Source organism: Oscillibacter sp. UBA6647 (assembly GCA_002455655.1).
In the GTDB taxonomy this organism is placed as follows: Bacteria; Bacillota; Clostridia; order Oscillospirales; family Oscillospiraceae; genus Oscillibacter.
The window spans coordinates 9,770-27,112 of sequence record DKLF01000011.1 but is presented as its reverse complement, the minus strand read 5'-3'; the positions used below and the strand labels follow the sequence as shown (position 1 = coordinate 27,112).

16 protein-coding genes and 1 pseudogene are annotated in these 17,343 nt (G+C 58.6%); 8 read left to right on the top strand and 9 right to left on the bottom strand.

Annotation, left to right across the window (positions count from 1 at the left end; genetic code table 11):
* The 3 genes and pseudogenes from B2W96_RS01015 to cysK all read right to left on the bottom strand — a co-directional run.
* Positions 1-437: pseudogene (locus B2W96_RS01015) on the bottom strand (NAD-dependent malic enzyme); the annotation flags it as partial.
* 38 nt (positions 438-475) lie between these two features.
* The gene (locus B2W96_RS01010) at positions 476-862 is read right to left on the bottom strand and encodes a metal-dependent transcriptional regulator (RefSeq protein WP_293007656.1); all 387 of its coding nucleotides are present in this window, start codon (positions 860-862) and stop codon (positions 476-478) included.
* A 233-nt stretch (positions 863-1,095) separates the two neighbouring features.
* Positions 1,096-2,028 (bottom strand): cysteine synthase A, encoded by a 933-nt coding sequence (cysK, locus tag B2W96_RS01005; protein ID WP_293007654.1) that lies wholly within the window; start codon positions 2,026-2,028, stop codon positions 1,096-1,098.
* Between the two features lie 275 nt (positions 2,029-2,303).
* Between cysK and B2W96_RS01000 the strand changes: the two genes are divergently transcribed.
* From B2W96_RS01000 to B2W96_RS00985, 4 genes are all read left to right on the top strand, one after another.
* A complete protein-coding gene (locus tag B2W96_RS01000) occupies positions 2,304-2,732 on the top strand; it encodes an RrF2 family transcriptional regulator (protein WP_293007652.1) in 429 nt (142 codons plus the stop codon).
* 360 nt (positions 2,733-3,092) lie between these two features.
* On the top strand, positions 3,093-3,533 hold the full coding sequence (locus B2W96_RS00995) for a MarR family winged helix-turn-helix transcriptional regulator (protein WP_293007650.1): 441 nt from the start codon (positions 3,093-3,095) through the stop codon (positions 3,531-3,533).
* Entirely contained in the window at positions 3,527-5,263 is a 1,737-nt protein-coding gene (locus B2W96_RS00990) for an ABC transporter ATP-binding protein (RefSeq protein WP_293007648.1), read from the top strand. Before B2W96_RS00995 ends, B2W96_RS00990 begins: the two co-directional genes overlap by 7 nt.
* 100 nt (positions 5,264-5,363) lie before the next feature.
* Positions 5,364-7,148 carry an ABC transporter ATP-binding protein gene (locus B2W96_RS00985; RefSeq protein WP_293007660.1) on the top strand — a complete coding sequence of 595 codons (1,785 nt, stop codon included), beginning with the start codon at positions 5,364-5,366 and terminating at the stop codon, positions 7,146-7,148.
* 166 nt (positions 7,149-7,314) lie between these two features.
* Here B2W96_RS00985 and nudC read toward each other — a convergent pair whose 3' ends face one another.
* The 3 genes from nudC to B2W96_RS00970 form a co-directional block, all read right to left on the bottom strand.
* Entirely contained in the window at positions 7,315-8,154 is an 840-nt protein-coding gene (gene nudC / locus B2W96_RS00980) for an NAD(+) diphosphatase (protein WP_293007646.1), read from the bottom strand.
* A 41-nt stretch (positions 8,155-8,195) separates the two neighbouring features.
* On the bottom strand, positions 8,196-8,678 hold the full coding sequence (locus tag B2W96_RS00975) for a DUF4330 family protein (RefSeq protein ID WP_293007644.1): 483 nt from the start codon (positions 8,676-8,678) through the stop codon (positions 8,196-8,198).
* A gap of 132 nt (positions 8,679-8,810) precedes the next feature.
* Entirely contained in the window at positions 8,811-9,401 is a 591-nt protein-coding gene (locus B2W96_RS00970) for a GNAT family N-acetyltransferase (protein ID WP_293007642.1), read from the bottom strand.
* 121 nt (positions 9,402-9,522) lie between these two features.
* Between B2W96_RS00970 and csaB the strand changes: the two genes are divergently transcribed.
* Positions 9,523-11,748 carry a polysaccharide pyruvyl transferase CsaB gene (gene csaB, locus B2W96_RS00965; protein WP_293007640.1) on the top strand — a complete coding sequence of 742 codons (2,226 nt, stop codon included), beginning with the start codon at positions 9,523-9,525 and terminating at the stop codon, positions 11,746-11,748.
* A 99-nt stretch (positions 11,749-11,847) separates the two neighbouring features.
* Positions 11,848-12,024, top strand: a complete 177-nt coding sequence (locus tag B2W96_RS00960) for a DUF6774 domain-containing protein (protein WP_293007638.1) — start codon at positions 11,848-11,850, stop codon at positions 12,022-12,024.
* 92 nt (positions 12,025-12,116) lie between these two features.
* Here the strand turns inward: B2W96_RS00960 and B2W96_RS00955 are convergent, their stop codons facing one another.
* A complete protein-coding gene (locus B2W96_RS00955) occupies positions 12,117-13,685 on the bottom strand; it encodes a ClC family H(+)/Cl(-) exchange transporter (RefSeq protein WP_293007636.1) in 1,569 nt (522 codons plus the stop codon).
* 414 nt (positions 13,686-14,099) lie between these two features.
* On the opposite strand from B2W96_RS00955, the gene serC reads away from it, so the two are divergent.
* Together serC and B2W96_RS00945 are read left to right on the top strand one after the other, a co-directional pair.
* Positions 14,100-15,191, top strand: a complete 1,092-nt coding sequence (gene serC / locus B2W96_RS00950) for a 3-phosphoserine/phosphohydroxythreonine transaminase (protein WP_293007634.1) — start codon at positions 14,100-14,102, stop codon at positions 15,189-15,191.
* A 103-nt stretch (positions 15,192-15,294) separates the two neighbouring features.
* On the top strand, positions 15,295-16,200 hold the full coding sequence (locus B2W96_RS00945) for an NAD(P)-dependent oxidoreductase (RefSeq protein ID WP_293007632.1): 906 nt from the start codon (positions 15,295-15,297) through the stop codon (positions 16,198-16,200).
* Positions 16,201-16,333: 133 nt separating this feature from the next.
* On the opposite strand, the gene B2W96_RS00940 is transcribed toward B2W96_RS00945, so the two are convergent.
* Together B2W96_RS00940 and B2W96_RS00935 are read right to left on the bottom strand one after the other, a co-directional pair.
* Positions 16,334-16,798: a nucleoside deaminase gene (locus B2W96_RS00940; RefSeq protein WP_293007630.1), complete on the bottom strand. Its 465-nt coding sequence runs from the start codon at positions 16,796-16,798 to the stop codon at positions 16,334-16,336.
* 183 nt (positions 16,799-16,981) lie between these two features.
* Positions 16,982-17,343: amidohydrolase family protein (locus B2W96_RS00935; RefSeq protein ID WP_293007628.1), on the bottom strand; the 362-nt coding region annotated here is incomplete at its 5' end.

Genomic DNA, 17,343 nt, shown 5'->3' with positions numbered 1-17,343 from the left:
TTCCGCTCAATTTCAAAGCATCGGGGCGCGGCGATATCCTCCAGATTTACGCCGCCGAAGCTGCCGGAAATCTGATACACGGTATTGACGAACTCGTCCACATCGTGGCTTTTCACGCACAGAGGGAATGCGTCCACCCCGCCAAAGGCCTTAAACAGCACGCACTTGCCCTCCATTACGGGCATGCCCGCCTCCGGGCCGATGTCCCCCAGCCCCAGCACGGCGCTGCCGTCCGTGACCACCAGACACAGATTGTGCCGCCGGGTCAGTTCATAGCTCTTGTCCGGATTCTTCTGAATCTCCAGGCAGGGCTGGGCCACGCCGGGGGTATAGGCCAGCGACAGGTCCTCCCGCGTGGCCACCGGAACAGCGGCCACCACCTCAATTTTTCCCTTCCACTCCCCGTGGAGCCGAAGGGATTCCTTCGCGTAATCCATTTCTCTCTCCTTGTCCGGTCCCCGCAGGCCCTGCGCCCTCAGACGGAGCCTTTGTCTGATTTGGCCCTCTCCAAAAACTCCTTGACCCGGGCGAACGTCTCCTCGTGGAGATCGTGCTCCACCCGGCAGGCATCCTCCGCGGCAATCTCAGCGGGCACGCCCAAAAACGTAAACAGCTCCGTCAGCGTTCTGTGCCGCCGGTAAACCCGGGAGGCAATCTCCATGCCGGTATCGCTCAGCGTAATGGTTCCGTCCTCCGCCATGGAGATGTAACCGTTTTCCCGCAGCTTTTTCATGGCAATGCTGACGCTGGGCTTGGAATAGCCCAAATCGTTCACAATGTCAATGGAGCGCACGGACCCCAATCTCTCCTGCACGACCAATATGGACTCCAAATAGTCCTCCGCCGACTCATGAATCTCCATGGTCCCACCTCCTGATGACAGATTTTCACCGGCGCATCTCCGCAACCGGCAGTTTGTTCTGTCTATCTTATCATAAATGTGGAATTTTGCAAGTCCACACCTGTGAAGTTTTTGCGAACACCCCGTCGTTTATGCCGACGGTACATCCACCGTGGGGCTCTTGCGAAAAGACCGGGCAGACGCACAAAAAGTCCGGGGCCGCCGCGCATGGCGGCGGCCCCGGACAAGGCCATTTATTCTGCAAACAGCGGAGTGGAGAGATAGCGGTCGCCGGTGTCGGGCAACAGGGCCACAATGGTCTTCCCCTTATTCTCCGGACGCTTTGCAAGCTGCACGGCGGCCCACACGGCAGCTCCGGAGGAAATCCCCACCAGAACACCTTCGGCTCTTCCGATTCTTCTGCCCTCGGCAAAGGCGTCGTCGTTCTCCACCGGAATGACTTCGTCATAAATCTTGGTATCCAGCACATCGGGAACAAAGCCCGCGCCAATGCCTTGAATTTTGTGACTTCCCGGCGCGCCGCCGCTCAGCACGGGAGAGGCCGCAGGCTCCACAGCCACGATTTTCACATTGGGGTTCTTCTCGCGGAGATATTCGCCCACGCCGGTGACAGTGCCGCCGGTGCCGACGCCCGCCACGAAGATATCCACCTTCCCGTCGGTGTCCTCCCAGATTTCCGGGCCGGTGGTCGCCTTATGAACCGCCGGGTTGGCGGGGTTGACAAACTGGCCGGGAATGAAGCTGTCCGGCGTTTCCGCCGCCAGCTCCTCCGCCTTGGCGATGGCGCCCTTCATGCCCTTTGCCCCTTCGGTAAGCACCAGCTCCGCGCCATAGGCCTTCATCAACTGGCGGCGCTCCACGCTCATGGTTTCCGGCATGACAATGATAATGCGATAGCCCCGGGCGGCCGCCACGGAGGCAAGGCCGATGCCGGTGTTGCCGGAGGTAGGCTCGATGATGACGGAGCCGGGCTTCAGCTTGCCACTGGCCTCCGCATCGTCGATCATGGCCTTTGCGATGCGGTCCTTCACACTGCCCGCGGGATTGAAGTATTCCAGCTTGCCCAGAATCCGGGTCTCCAGTCCTTCCTCCTTCTCAATATGGCTCAGTTCCAGCAGCGGGGTCTTTCCGATCAGTTGATCGGCGGAAGTATAAATATTGCTCATAGTCTGTTCCTCCTATAATTCATTCAATGTTGTTTATGTGGTTCAGCAGGACGCTTCCCTCCGGGTGCGGGAAACGGGGTAACATCGAAAGCCAATGGGCAGAGACAGCATGAAATCCATATATCATTACCAACCTTTCAAGTAGGTTAATATGGATTATAAGCATTCTTCTTGAGTTTGTCAATAGGCAGAGCAAAAAAAATTTCCAAAGCTTTCAGTTGATTCCCCACTAACCATATTATATAATAGGTTTAACACATCTGGAGGAGTTTTATATGCTGATTTCAACAAAGGGCCGCTATGCCCTGCGGGTGATGATTGATTTGGCCGAGCACCGGACGGAGGGCTATGTCCCCCTGAAGGAGGTTGCGGAGCGGCAGGATATCTCAGAGAAATATCTGGAAAGCATCATCAAGCTTCTGGTCAAGGGGAAGCTTTTGACCGGTCTGCGAGGCAAAGGCGGCGGATATCGCCTGACAAAGTCTCCCGAGGAGTATTCTGTGGGGGTCGTTCTGCGCCTGACGGAGGAATCTCTGGCTCCCGTTGCCTGCTTGGAGGGGGAGTCTGTGTCCTGCCCCAGAATGGCGGAGTGCCGGACGCTTCCCATGTGGCGCGGGCTGGACAAGGTGATCCGCGACTATCTTGACAATATCACCGTGGCGGATTTGACAGCCTCCGATACCGGCGGCAACTATGTAATCTGAATGGCGGCCCACCAAAAAGGCCCGGCTTGCGCCGGGCCTTTTGTGGCGGAATACGACAAAGCGGACGGCCTGCCAGCCGTCCGCTTTGCCTGTATGGTATAGAGAAAGGAGAGGGAGAAATTGGAGAAATGTATCAAGTGTTCCGCTTGATGTGTTCATAATAACGTCGGGCCGGAGAAATGTCAACGGCCCCAAGGCACCTTTCATAGTTTGTTTACAAACGTTGCATTTTTTCAAAATTTGTTCACAATACGTTCAAATAAAATTCAAAATTGCGTATTGACAACTTTTCCAAAGCGTGTTATTGTTTAGCACGCTAATAATTAGCCTGCGTAATATATTTAGAAAGGAGCCGGCAGTATGGAAGATATGAAATCTCTCGGGCGGTCCATCGGCTGCGCAGCCCATTTGTTTCGGGAGCGGGCGGACGCGCGCATGGCGAAATACGATGTGACGCCCCTTCAGGCCCACGTCATGGTATATCTTGCCCATCAGAGCGGCAAATCCACCCAGCAGGCACTGGGCGAGCATCTGAGGGTAAAGCCCTCCACCGTCAACGGCATTGTGGACCGCATGGTGGAACGGGAGCTGATTGTGCGCAGCGCCGACGAAGCGGATGCACGCCGCCGGCTTGTGGCCCTAACGCAGACGGGGCGGGCGCGGCTGGAGCAGCTGCATCAGGAAATGCGGGAAACGGAGCGCCTTTTGGAATCCGCTTTTACCGCCGAAGAGCTGAGCCAGTTTCACACCCTTGTCAATCGCATGATTCAAAGTTTAGAGGAGGACCGGAAAAAATGCTGAAAAAACTCCTGCCATATACCAAGGGCTATCGGCCATGGATTGCGCTGGGTATCGCCTGCTCTGCCATGGACGCCATCTTCCAGCTTCTCATCCCGCTGGTGATGGCCGACATCGTGGACATCGGCGTTGCCAACGCCGACACGGGCTTCATTGTGCGCAAGGGCCTTCTCATGGTGGTTCTGGCGGTGGTGGCCATGGCCTTCGGCCTTGGCAGCGCCGCGTCCTCCGCCCGGGCGGGCATGGGCTTCGGTGCAAACCTTCGGACAGCGGAATATGCCCGGGTGCAGGGCTTTTCCTTTTCCAACATCGAAAAGTTTTCCACCGCGTCGCTTGTGACACGCCTGACCAGCGACGTGCGGGTTTTGGAAATGACGCTGATGATGAGCATGCGGCTGCTGGTTCGGGCGCCGGTGATGCTGGTGGCGGCGCTGGTGCTGGCCGTGCGGCTGAGCAGCCAGCTCTCCCGCGTGTTTCTGGGTGCGATTCCCCTGCTTGTAATCTTCGTGGTGCTGCTGATGACAAAGGTTGGCCCTCTGTTCCGGCTGCTTCAGGAGAAAACCGACGATGTGAACCTGGTGGTGCAGGAAAACCTCACCGGCATCCGGGTGGTAAAGTCCTTTGTCCGTGAAGAGCATGAGAAGGAGAAATTCTCCAAACGGAACAACAGCCTGCGGGAAACCTCCGAAAAGGCCTTTGGCGCGGTGGTGGTAAACATGCCCGTGATGATGCTGATTATCTACGGAACCATTATCGCCGTCATGTGGTTCGGCGGAAAAATGGTTTTCGCCGGAACCATGGAGGTAGGCGGCCTCACCGCATTTTTCTCCTACATCACGGAAATTTTGATTTCCCTGATGATGGTTTCCATGATTTTTATGATGATGTCCCGCTCCATCGCCTGCGCAAAGCGCATCTGCGAGGTGCTGGACGAGGTCCCCTCCGTCACCGACGCGCAGGCCAAAAACGGCGTGGCGGTGAAATCCGGCTCCGTGGATTTTGAAAATGTAAGCTTCCGGTACAACGGCGAGAGTGCCGGGTGGGTACTCGAAGATGTGAGTCTTCACATCCCCGCCGGGTCTACCGTGGGCATTCTGGGAGGCACCGGCAGCGGAAAATCCACTCTCGTGTCGCTGATTCCCCGGCTGTACGAGGCGCAGAAGGGTTCCGTTCTTGTTGGGGGCCGCCCCGTGGCGGATTACACCATGGAGCACCTGCGGGACGCGGTGTCCGTGGTGCTGCAAAAGAACACCCTCTTCTCCGGTACCATCCGGGAAAACCTTCTCTGGGGCAATCCCGATGCCACGGAGGACCAGCTTCTTGCCGCCTGCCGCTCCGCCTGCGCGGACGAATTTCTCGACCGGATGCCCGAGGGGCTGGACACCGACCTTGGACAGGGCGGCGTAAACGTCTCCGGCGGGCAGAAGCAGCGGCTGTGCATTGCCCGGGCCATTTTGAAGCAACCGAAAATTTTGATTCTGGACGATTCCACCAGCGCCGTGGACACCGCCACGGATGCAAAAATCCGCGAGGCCTTCCGCCGAGACCTACCGGGCACCACAAAGCTGATTATCGCACAGCGGATTTCCTCCATTGCGGACGCGGATTTGATTCTGGTGCTGGATAAGGGCCGGGTTGTGGCGCAGGGTTCCCATGAGGAATTGATGAAGAACTGCGAAATTTATCAGGACGTGTATCTGTCCCAGCAGGAAGGAGTGAGTATCAGTGGCTGAACAAAGAAACGGCGCGAATCGTGCCCCCGTCCCCCGGGGCGGACCCAATCAGGGCGGCTATCAAAAACCAAAAAACCTGCGGGGTACCGTAGGAAAGCTGATGGCCTATCTTGGCCGCTATAAACTCCGGCTGGCGGTAGTGGCGGTTTGCATCCTCCTCAGCGCGGCATGCAGCGTGGGCGGGTCCTATCTGATGCGCCCGCTGATCAACGACTATATTCTTCCGGGCAACTTTCCCGGCCTTGCAAAAATGCTGGCCGTGATGGGGGGAATCTATCTTCTCGGCGCGGGATTGAGCTTTGCCTATGCCCGGATGATGGTCCGGATCTCCCAAAGCACCGTGGCCGCCCTGCGGCGGGATTTGTTTGCAAAGCTGCAAACCCTGCCCCTGAAGTATTTCGACGCCCACACCCACGGCGAGCTGATGAGCCGCTTTACCAACGACATTGACAACGTGAGCGAGGCCATCAACAACTCCTTTGCTTCCCTGATCTCTTCCGCAGCCACCTTTTTGGGGACCCTTGCCATGATGCTCTATATCAGTCCCCTTCTGACGTGTATTACCTTTGCCGTGCTGGCAGTGATGCTGGCGGCAGTGCGGGGCATTGGTGGACGGAGCCGCAAAAGCTTCACTGCCCAGCAAAAGGCCATCGGCGCGGTAAACGGCTATATCGAGGAGATGACCGAGGGCCAGAAGGTCATCAAGGTCTTCAACCACGAGTCCGCCGCAATCAAAGGCTTCCGGGAGCGGAACGAAACCTACCGGCAGGCGGCCACCAACGCACAGACCTTTGCCGGGGCCATGATGCCCGTGATGGGCAACCTCAGCTATTTAAACTATGCCGTCACCTGCATGGCAGGAGCGCTTCTGGCCATCCGCAGCGGCGATCTGGGAGGGCTTGCCGCCTTTTTGCAGTACACCCGGCAGGTGTCCCAGCCCGTCAGTCAGGTGTCCCAGCAGGTGAATGTCCTTCTGGCGGCGGTGGCGGGCGCGGAGCGCATTTTCGAGGTCATGGAGACGGAGCCGGAGCAAAATTCCGGCAAAGTCACCTTAGTTCGGGCAAAATGCCTTTCCGGAGGCCGCATTGAGGAAACCGACATTGAAACCGGCGCCTGGGCCTGGAAAAAGCCCGACTGCACGCTGATTCCCATTCAGGGCGACGTGCGGTTCGACCATGTGGTCTTCAGCTACGACGGGAGCAAGACCATATTGAACGGCATCTCCCTCTACGCCGAGCCGGGGCAGAAAATTGCGCTGGTCGGTTCCACCGGCGCGGGCAAAACCACCATTACGAACCTCATCAACCGGTTTTACGAGATTGACGGCGGAACCATCACCTACGACGGCATCGACATCCGGGAAATTGAAAAGGACTCTCTGCGCAAATCCCTTGGCGTTGTCTTGCAGGACACCCACCTGTTCAGTGGCACCGTGGCGGACAACATCCGGTACGGCAGGCTGGACGCCACGGACGAGGAGGTGGAAGCCGCGGCAAAGCTTGCAAACGCCGACGGCTTTATCCGCCACCTGCCGCAGGGCTACGCAACCGTCCTCTCCGGGGACGGCGGCAGTCTCAGTCAAGGCGAGCGGCAGCTTTTAAACATCGCACGAGCGGCGCTGTCCAACCCGCCGGTGCTGATTCTGGACGAAGCCACCAGTTCCATCGATACCCGGACGGAAAAACTCATTGAAAAGGGCATGGACCAGTTGATGGCGGGGCGCACAGTGTTTGTCATCGCCCACCGCCTTTCCACCGTCCGCAACTCTCAGGCCATTCTGGTGCTGGAGCAGGGCGAAATCATCGAGCGGGGCGGACACAACGACCTGCTGGACCAGAAGGGCCGCTACTACCGGCTCTACACCGGGCAGGCGGAGCTGGCCTGAGGAGGTTCTCCGGGAAGTTTCGTCCCAGTACACCGCAACAGTGCAAAAAAGCAGGAGCGTCTCTCCTCCGGGAGAGACGCTCCTGTTTCTTTTTTAACACCCCGCACCGGCGGATGCAGACTTTTGCGGAAAAGAAAAAGGCTTCGCCAATGCAATGTAAGTACCGTCAGCGGGGGTCCTTTCCCAGACGAAACAGCTCCGTCATGGTATGTGTCAAATCAATGGGGCCATCGCTTTCGGGAATCTCCTCCCGGCGCAGCCAGACGGCCTCCTTCACCTCCCGGGTATCCAGCGTGACGGTGTCGTCCCCGTCCAGCTCTGCCCAGAAGCCCACCATTTGGTTACTCGCAAAGCCCCAAGGCTGGTCGGCATGGTACCGCACGTTTTTCACCCGCAGGCCCACTTCCTCCATGACCTCCCGGCGGGCAGTCTCAGCCATGGTTTCCCCAATCTCTGTAAATCCGGCGATCAGGGCGTACTGCGCCACCATGGGCCGGTCGGCGTAGCGGATCAGCAGCAGCCTATCCCCGTTTCGCACGGCCACCACCACCGCGGGATTGATGCGGGGATACACCAGCGCACCGCAATTGGAGCAGCGCATGGCCCGCTCCTTGTCGTCCCGGACCGTGGGCGCACCGCAGAAGCCGCAGAAGCGATTGGCGCGGTACCAATTTGCAAGGTGCATCGCCGTGGCCCCCACAAGACGGAGAAACGGCGGCTCCATGCGGCGAAACGCCGCCGTGGGCGTCGCCCGCAGCCCGGCGCAAACGCCCTCGAGCAGCTCCTCCAGCAGGTAAAATCGCTGCTCGTCCACGGAGAAGAGATAGATCAGCTTCTCCTCTTCCGCGCCCAGCGCCAGTACCTCCCCCACCGTGGGAAAGCCCCCCTCCCCCGTCAGCAGCACGGACCCTTTGTGAAACAGAACCGCCGAATCGCCGCCGGATGGCGGCGGGGGCGGAACCTTAAATTCATTGTGAAAGCTGTGGGGCGCGATATCCTGAAGCATGAAAACATCCTCCTGTTATAGCCTTCGGTTCCCTCCGAAGCTTACTCTCCCCAAGCCACATCCACGATGGTCACTTCGCTGAACTCAATGTACTCACTTTTCAACACGTAATCCGTCTTTCCCACCCGGACCTCCTGATCGCCCACCTTGGTGGTCTGGACCGCCGCGTCCGGCACGTTGATGCTGGCAGTGAAGTACAGGTTTTTGTGATAGGGGTCCTCCACCCAGTTTCCGTTTTCGTCCAGCGCATAGTAAGGCTCCTGCTCAACGGAATCAATCTGCCCGTCCAGCAACTTCCCGGAGGCCATCAGTCTGGAAGGGATGTGCTCCAGCGAATTTTCATAGAGGGCGTTGTCCACGCCCTCGGCCTTGACCACGTAGGTCACACGGACCGTCTTGGTCTCCCCGCCGGAACCGCCGCTGCCGCGATGAATCAGCTTGCTTCCCACAAACACCGCCACCGCCAGAAGTAAAAGGACCGCAATCACGTCAATCACGTTAAATTTCTTTTTGGACCGCTCCATCTGTCAACCTCCAAGTAAATTGTGTTTTCCGGCTTTGGCTTGTCCGTGCCGGACCGCGCTCCCAGCGCGGGTTTTTCAAATAAACGCCGAGCCGGGCCGCTTTTACCGCACCGATCATCCGCCGCATGGAAATCAGAGATACGAAAAATTCTCCGCGTCAAAGGGCTTCACCGCGATCTGGTCTGCCGTGTGGGGTCCGAGGTGCTTTTCCATCCACACCGAGTCGTACCAGCGGTCAAACTTATAGCCGCACTGGGAAAAATGCCCCACCAGCTTGTATCCGAGACGCTGGTGAAATTCCACGCTGTCCCGGGTCAAATGCGGGTCCTCCCCGGTGGGATAGGCGATAGAGGCGTAGAGATTTAAAATGTTCTGGGCCGCCAGCGCCTGCTCCAGCGCGTCGTAAAGCCGCTTTCCAAGGCCCCGGCGCTTCGCCTTCTCCGCGATGTACACCGTGGTTTCCACCGCCCAGCCGAAAGCCGCCCGCTCATGAAACGCATGAGCGCAGGCATAGCCCAGAATTTCGCCGTCCTCCTCCGCCACGAGGTAAGGATACCGCTTCAGAATTTCTTCAATGCGCCCGGCAAACTCTCTGACGCTAGGCACATCATATTCAAAGGTAATGGCCGTCTTTTCCACGTAGGGCGCGTATATACCCACAAGCGCCTCCGCGTCCTCCGGGGTAGCCACTCTGATTTTACAATTATTGCGGTCATTTTCCATCAATGCGCCTCCGTTCGTCTCTTGCTCCTTGCTTTCGAACCTTGGCTATTGTATAATATTTTTCGAGTTTGTACAAGAGGGATTTCACGCCCCACGGGCGTTTTTCAAAAGAGGGAGCGCTATGAAAGTCATCCATCTCATCAGCGGCGGCGATTCCGGCGGGGCCAAAACCCACGTTCTGAGTCTTCTGCGCCATCTGAACGAAACCATCACGGCCCAGTTGGTCTGCTTCCGGGACGGGCCCTTCGCAGAAGAGGCCCGGGCGCTTGGGATTCCCACGGAGATTATGTCGGGAAACCACATTCTGCGCATTCGCAACCGCCTGACGCAGTATATCCGGGAGGGCGGATATCAGGTCATCCACTGCCATGGGGCCAGAGCCAATCTGCTGGGGGCCATGCTTCGCAGAACCACCGGCCTTCCCGTCTGCTCCACGGTCCACAGCGACTATAAGCTGGACTACATGGGCAGGCCCTTCAGCCGTCTCACCTTCGGCAATATCAACGCCCGGGCGCTGCGGACGCTGGACTATCGCATCGGCGTGTCCGACGCGATGGTGGACCTGCTGATTCGCCGGGGCTTTCCCCCCGACAGGTTTTTCACCATTTACAACGGTATCGACTTCACCCCCGCCCCGCCGCAGGGGGATCGGCTTCCCTATCTGCGGGAGCTGGGCCTTGCCGCGGAGGAGGACAGTGTGGTGGTGGGCATCGCCGCCCGGTTGAACCCTGTGAAGGACATCTCCACGCTGGTGCGGGGCTTTGCAAAGGCCCACGCAAAGTGCGGCCGACTGCGCCTGCTGATCGCAGGAGACGGCGAGGAGCGGCAGAAGCTGGAGGCTTTGGCGGACGAGCTGGGCGTTGGGGAGCAGGTGTGCTTTGCCGGTTGGATTTCCGGCGGCATGGACCGGTTTTACAGCGCTTTGGACGTCAACGCCCTCACCTCCGTGTCTGAGACGTTTCCCTATGCCCTGACGGAGGGCGCCCGGTTTCACTTGGCCACGGTGGCCACCGCCGTGGGCGGCATTCCCGCCCTCATCGACACGGATGTAAACGGCTATCTTTTCACGCCCGGGGACGACGAGGCCCTTGGCGCGGCGCTGGCCTCTCTGGCGGAGAACGACGATCTGCGCCGGGACATGGGCGAGCGGCTGTATGAAAAGGCGTCCACCCAGTTTTCCATTCAGAAGACGGTGGATACCCAGCTCCACATTTACGGGGAGATTATCCGCCGCCACAACCGCCCCAAAGCGGGCCGGGACGGCGTGGTCATCTGCGGAGCCTACGGACGGGGCAACGCCGGGGACGACGCGATTCTGGAGGCCATTTTGCAGGAGATGCGGGCCATCGACCCGGATATGCCGGTGCTGGTTTTGAGTAAAAACCCGGCGGAAACCCGCCTTGCCTATCGGGTCCCGGCGGTGCAGCGGTTTAACTATCCCGCCTGGCGCGCCGCCATGCGTCACAGCAAGCTGTATATCAACGGCGGGGGAAGCCTGATTCAGGACGTGACCTCCCGTCGGTCCCTGTGGTTTTATCTGCACAACATCGCCACCGCCAAACGTCTGGGCTGCAAGGTGCAGATGTACGGCTGCGGCATCGGCCCCGTCTCCCGCCCCAGCCACCGGGAAATGGCGGCAAAGGTGCTGAACGCCTCCGTCGACGTCATCACGCTGCGAGAGCCGGACTCTCAGGCGGAGCTTGCGTCCATGGGCGTGACAAAACCCATGATTCTTCTCACCGCCGACCCAGCCCTGACTCTGGGCTGCGCCCCGCCGGAGAGGACGGACAGCGTGCTTTTGCAGGCGGGGATTCCCACGGACGGGCGGTATATCTGCTTTGCCCTGCGGCGGTGGAAGGGCTTTGAGGAAAAGGCCCCCATTTTTGCCGCCGCCGCAGAGTATGCCTACAATCGCCACGGGCTGACCCCGGTATTTTTGGCGGTGGAAACCCATCAGGACCCTCTGGCGGCCGCACTGGCCGCACAGGGCCTTACGGTCCCCCACTATTTCCTTAACGACGCGGGCCGGGCCGACACCATCATCGGCGCCCTCTCCCGGATGCAGGTGGTGGTATCCATGCGGCTCCACGCGCTGATTTTTGCGGCCGGACAGGGGATTCCCCTCGTGGGCGTGGTCTACGACCCCAAGGTATCCTCCTTCCTGCGCTATATCGGGCAGGACTTGTTTGTGGACTTGGATGAGGCGTCCCCCGAACAGCTACACGCCATGATCGACAGGGCCGTGGAGCGGACGGAGCGCCCGGGCGAGCAGGAGGCCGCCGTGGCCCTGCTCCGGGAGATGGAGCATCGGAATGTGAAGGCCGCAAAGCGCCTGATGGGCGTTTAAGCGGCGGACAATCCGCAAAAGGCGCGGTTCCCGGCCTGAAAAAGGCGTTTCCGGTGCTGGAAGCCGCGTTCTTTTCATACCCTGCATCAGGGTGATGTTATGAATCAAAACTGCTGTGACCCTCTACCCCTGACCACGGCAATCAACTCTCTTGCGGTGTGCATGGCCGGGTCCCTGAACGATGACGAGCTGGCCTTCTGCGCCGCAGTGCTGACCCAGCTTGGGGATACCTTGGGCACCATTGCGGCCCAGCGGGCGCTGTGCGGCAGTTCCTGATCCCCGTCGGCAAAACAAACGCCCTTCGTACAAATTGTACGAAGGGCGTTTTCTCACGGTCAGGGCCACACGTCTCGACCGGGTCCCGTTTTTCAAAATTTCTCGTGGCAAAGGTCGGTAACAGCGGCGCGGACCTCTTTCTCCTGTCCCTGGGGATAGAGTACCACAAGGTAGTCTCCAGGAAGCAGCGTGGTTTCGCCCCGTGGGATCATGTCCCGGTTGCCCCTGAGGAGACTGACAATCAGCGTGCCCACAGGCCAGCCGATCTCGTCAATCCGCCGCCCCGCCGCGCAGCAGCCCAGCTCCACAGGGATCTCCATCAGATTCTTTCCCTCCGGGGCCGCAGCGGTCTCGGCTTTGCGCTCCTTTGCCACAGACCGGTTTAACAGCGCCTCGTAAATCGGCTCCACCTTCATGAGGTCGGAAACCAGCAGCGCGGCAAACGCACAGGCGGCCACCGGCAGCATATGTACCAAGGTGCCGGTCATCTCCACCGTAAGCAAAATGGCGGTGATAGGAGCCTTCACCGCCGCAGCCATCGCCGCCGTCATGGCACACACGGCGAAATCCGGGATGTATTGCGCGGGAAACAGCCCCAGCTCCACGCAGGCGATGCCGAACACGCTTCCCGTCAGGGTCCCCACCGCCAGGATGGGCATAAAAATACCGCCGGGGACACCGCTTCCAAAGCTGGCACAGGTAAATAAAAACTTTACCGCCAGCAAGACAAGCAGCAGCGATATGCCGCCGGTGGCGGTTTGGGCAAACTCAATCAAGTCACGCCCGCCGCCCAGCGTCAGCGGCAGAAACAGCCCGCAGGGAATGGACAGCAGCATCACCGCAGCGGGCCTCCACCGCGCGGGCAGCAGCTTTCCGTACAGCGGGCCTGCGGCCAGCAGCGCCCGGTTGAGAAGTCCTCCCACAACCCCCGTCAGCGCCCCCAGCGGAAGCATCCAGAAATACATGTGAATTGGCATCTGGGGAATCTGGGTGAAATGCAGCTCCGGTTTCAGCCCGAAAAAGTATTTTGACACAAAGTCCGCAACCAGCGACGCGGCGGTTGCCGTGAGCATAATAGTAGGGGAAAAATTGCGGTGTACCTCCTCCAGCGCGAAAATCACGCCGGACAGCGGCGCGTTGAACGCGGCGGCAAGTCCGGCGGCGGCGCCGCCGGTGATGAGATAATTCTCCTCCACCTTGCTCCTGCCCAAAAGGCCAGACACCGCCTTGGCGCCCGCCGCGCCGATCTGGATAGAGGGCCCTTCCCGCCCGAGAGAAAGGCCGAAGAGGCCGCACAGTCCCCCAGCCACAAACCGCACAGCCAGAACAGAGCGCCACTTCAGCTCCATGCCCAGCAGCACCGCCCCCTCCACCTGCGGGATTCCGCTTCCGGCGGCGGACGGCTCCAGCTTTACAAGCCAGGCAACTGCAAGCCCTGCTATCACGGCCCCCAGCACCCACGGAATCAAAAATGCAGGGTGCTCTCGAAAATAGGCGTAGCACGCCACGGCAAAGGCGGTCCCGTGCTCGATCAAAAGACGGTACAGCACCGTAATCAGCCCCGCCACCGCGCCGGTGAGCAGCGCCTTGACCGCGATGCCCCATTTCAGGCGGTTGAAGTCGGATAAAAACCGATAAAATTTTGTTCTCTGTTCACTCATTGTCAAAATCCCCTGCTTCGATTCTATTAAAAAATAGCTATTTACAGTATAGCACATGTTAAGATATCTTAACAAGGCCGCTTGCATCAAAAATCTGCCGAATGGGAAAAAGCCCTGTGCAAAAATATCGTGAAAGCTGTTATTCTATAAATTTCGGAGAAATATGCGCGCGAGATAGCGGCATCAGACGGTCTTCCTTCCCGCCTGTGGCCAATATGGGCAAATATATAGATTACGTAATCGTTTTTGGGCTTTTTTCATAAAAACACCTTGGTTTTTTAGCTTCCGCAATCTCCCCCTTTACGGTTGAATATTCCTCTGAAACATCGTATACTGTGTGTCAGATATATGTCAGATTCAAAATGGCATATCTGGATTTGAAAACGCGATAATATGAATAATATGGAGGATCAGATGATGAAGTACGGACGTACCTACAATTTTTCCGCCGGCCCCGCTATGATGCCGGAAGCGGTTCTGGAGGAGATCGCCGCCGAAATGATGAACTACCGCGGCAGCGGCATGTGCGTCATGGAGATGAGCCACCGGTCCAAGGTTTTTGAAGAGATTCTGGCCGCTGCCAAGGATGACCTGAAGAAGCTGATGGGCATTCCCGACAACTATAAGATTCTGTTTGTGCAGGGCGGCGGCACGCTGCAGTTTGCCATGGTGGCCATGAACCTGCTCAAGGGCGGCGTGGGCTGCTATGTGGAAACCGGCGCCTGGTCCAAGAAGGCGATTTCCGAGGCCAAGAAATTCGGCGAGGTGAAGGTGGTTGCCTCCTCCGCCGACAAGAACTTCTCCTATGTGCCGGACTGCTCCGATCTGGACATTCCCGACAATGCGGACTATGTTTATATCTGCGAAAACGAAACCATCAACGGCCTAACCTATAACAAGCTGCCCAACACCAAGGGCAAGGTTCTGGTGTCCGACCAGTCCTCCATGTTCCTCTCCCGCCCCTGCAATGTGGCCGATTACGGAATGATCTGGGCCGGCGTGCAGAAAAACGTGGGCCCCGCGGGCATGGCCGTGGTCATCATCCGCGAGGATTTGATCCGCGACGATCTGGATTCCAAGGTTCCCACCTACCTCAATTATAAGATTCACGCCGACAACGACTCTCTGTACAACACCCCCAACTGCTGGGCCATTTACTGCTGCGGAAAGGTCTTCAACTACCTGCTGAAAAACGGCGGGCTGGAGGCCATGGAGCAGCGCAATCAGGAGAAGGCCAAGGTGCTGTACGATTATCTGGACCAGAGCAAGCTGTTCACCGCCCCCGTGGAGAAGGAAGACCGCTCTCTTATGAACGTGCCCTTCGTCTCCCCCAGCAAGGAGCAGGACGCCGCCGTGGTGGCTGCCAGCAAGGCCGCGGGCTTTGACAACCTGAAGGGCCACAAGTCCGTTGGCGGTCTGCGGGCCTCCATCTACAACGCCATGCCCAAGGAGGGCGTCGAGGCACTGGTGGACTTCCTGAAGAAGTACGAGCAGGAGAACGCCTGATTCAAACAGCCGGGTATCCATCCCCCAATGGATATGTGCTTTTCCGACGAAATGGCGCCCCTGGGGTGCGCCGGAAAATTGATGAAAAGGGGACTGTGAAAATATGAGAGTCTTAGTAACCGACGGCATGGACGCAGGCGCCATTGCGCAGCTGCGCGGCGACGGCTTTGAGGTTGTGGAGCAGTTTTATGAGCCCGATCAGTTGGGCACGGCCCTGCGGGAGTTTGACATTGTGGTGATCCGCAGCGCCACCAAGATTAAGGAGCCTCAGATCGACGCTGCCAAGGGCAGCCAGCTCAAGCTGATTATCCGCGCCGGTGTGGGCGTGGACAACATCGCCGTGAAATACGCCGAAGCGGCGGGCATCAAGGTGATGAACACCCCTCGCGCTTCCTCCAACGCCGTGGCAGAACTTGCCATCGCGCTGCTGTTCGCCTGCGCCCGCAGCCTTTCCGTGGCGGGCCACACCATGCGGGAGCAGAAGTGGGAGAAAAAGGCCTATTCCAAGGGCTTTGAGCTTCAGGGCAAGACCATGGGCGTGGTGGGCTACGGCCGCATCGGCCGCCTGATCGGCGAAAAGGCCCAGGCGCTGGGCATGAACGTGCTGTCCTCCGTCCACCGCAACAAGCCCGAGGGCTGCGAGGGCGAAACCATGCACTTTGTCTCCATGGAAGAGCTGATTTCCCAGTCCGACGTGATTGCCCTCAGCGCCCCCGCCGGTGACAAGCCTCTGGTGGATGCTGAGAGCATTGCCAAGATGAAGGACGGCATGGTGATTATCAACACCTCCCGTGGGTCCAACATCGACGAGGCCGCTCTGCTGGACGCGCTGAACTCCGGCAAGGTGAAGGCGGCGGGCCTTGACGTGTGGATGGACGAAAAGAATCCCAATTGGGAGCTTGCGTCCCATCCGGCTGTTTCCTGCGCGCCCCACATCGGCGCGGGTACCAAGGAAGCCCAGAAGCGCATCGGCGCGGAGCTGGTGGACATCATCGAAAATTTCAAGTAAACAGAACGCCACTTTCCGCTTTGCGGATATGCGTTTATCAAGCTTGAAACAAAAAGGCGGTCGTCCGGTATGATACCGGACGACCGCTTCTTTTTAATAGAGCTGTAAAGTTCCCACAAATGCAAAACCCCGCTTATCCTTTTGCGTGGCTTTTAAAATAGCTTTCCAGCACCGCAAGGCTCTCCTCCCGCAAAACGCCGGAGGTAACCTTGGGACTGTGAAACGAGTTTTCAAAGACCATCCGGCTGCATTCACAGCCGTCGTTGCCCAAAATACGCTCAAGGTCATCGTTGCTCGCCCCGTAGACCAGCCGTCCAAGCTTCACCCATACCATGGCGCCGCTGCACATAAAGCAAGGCTCGCAGCTTGAATACATGGTATATTCCGTCAAGTCCGTAATCCCGGTTTCCGCGCAAAACCGCCGGATCAGTCCGGCTTCTCCGTGGAAGGACGGGTCGTGCATCGTGTAAATCTGGTTTTCGTTCGTATACACAACTTCTCCGTTTTTGACCAGCACCGCGCCAAACGGCTCGTTTCCGTGTTCCACCGCCAGCCGGGAAAGCTCGATTGCCTGCTTCATAAAAACATTGTCGTTCACGCTGTTCGCCTCCTGAATGTTGGTTTGCCGATGGGTTGGGGCAGCTTCCGTGCGCCTGATTTCCCCCGGCTTATTTTGCGGTCGGCTCCGCATACGAACACGCATCCGGAGCCGACCCGATTTTTAGTTTCGTCTAAATCCTGCTTGACAGTCACCCGCCCACAGGCGAAAAGCTCAAATCTTTTAAAGGGAGTTCTTTCCCCGGGCCATGTATTTTCCGTGAGGCTCCGCCACCAGAATTCTGCCAAGCTCCGCCATCAGCCTGCCCCGCAGATAGACCTGCGCGATGCCGCCGGAGGTGACAACCCCATCGTAGGGAGAATATCCCGCCGCACTCACGCTGTCCTCCCCCCGGATGACATGGCTTGCGCCGGGGTCGTACACCACGATGTCCGCGTCGCTCCCCACCCGGATAGCGCCCTTGCGGGGATACAGGCCATACAGCTTGGCGGGGTTCTCGCTGAGCACCTGACACATGGTAGGAAGGGCAATCTTTTTCTTTTCCACGCCGAAGGAATACAGCAGCTCTCCTCTGGCCTCCACGC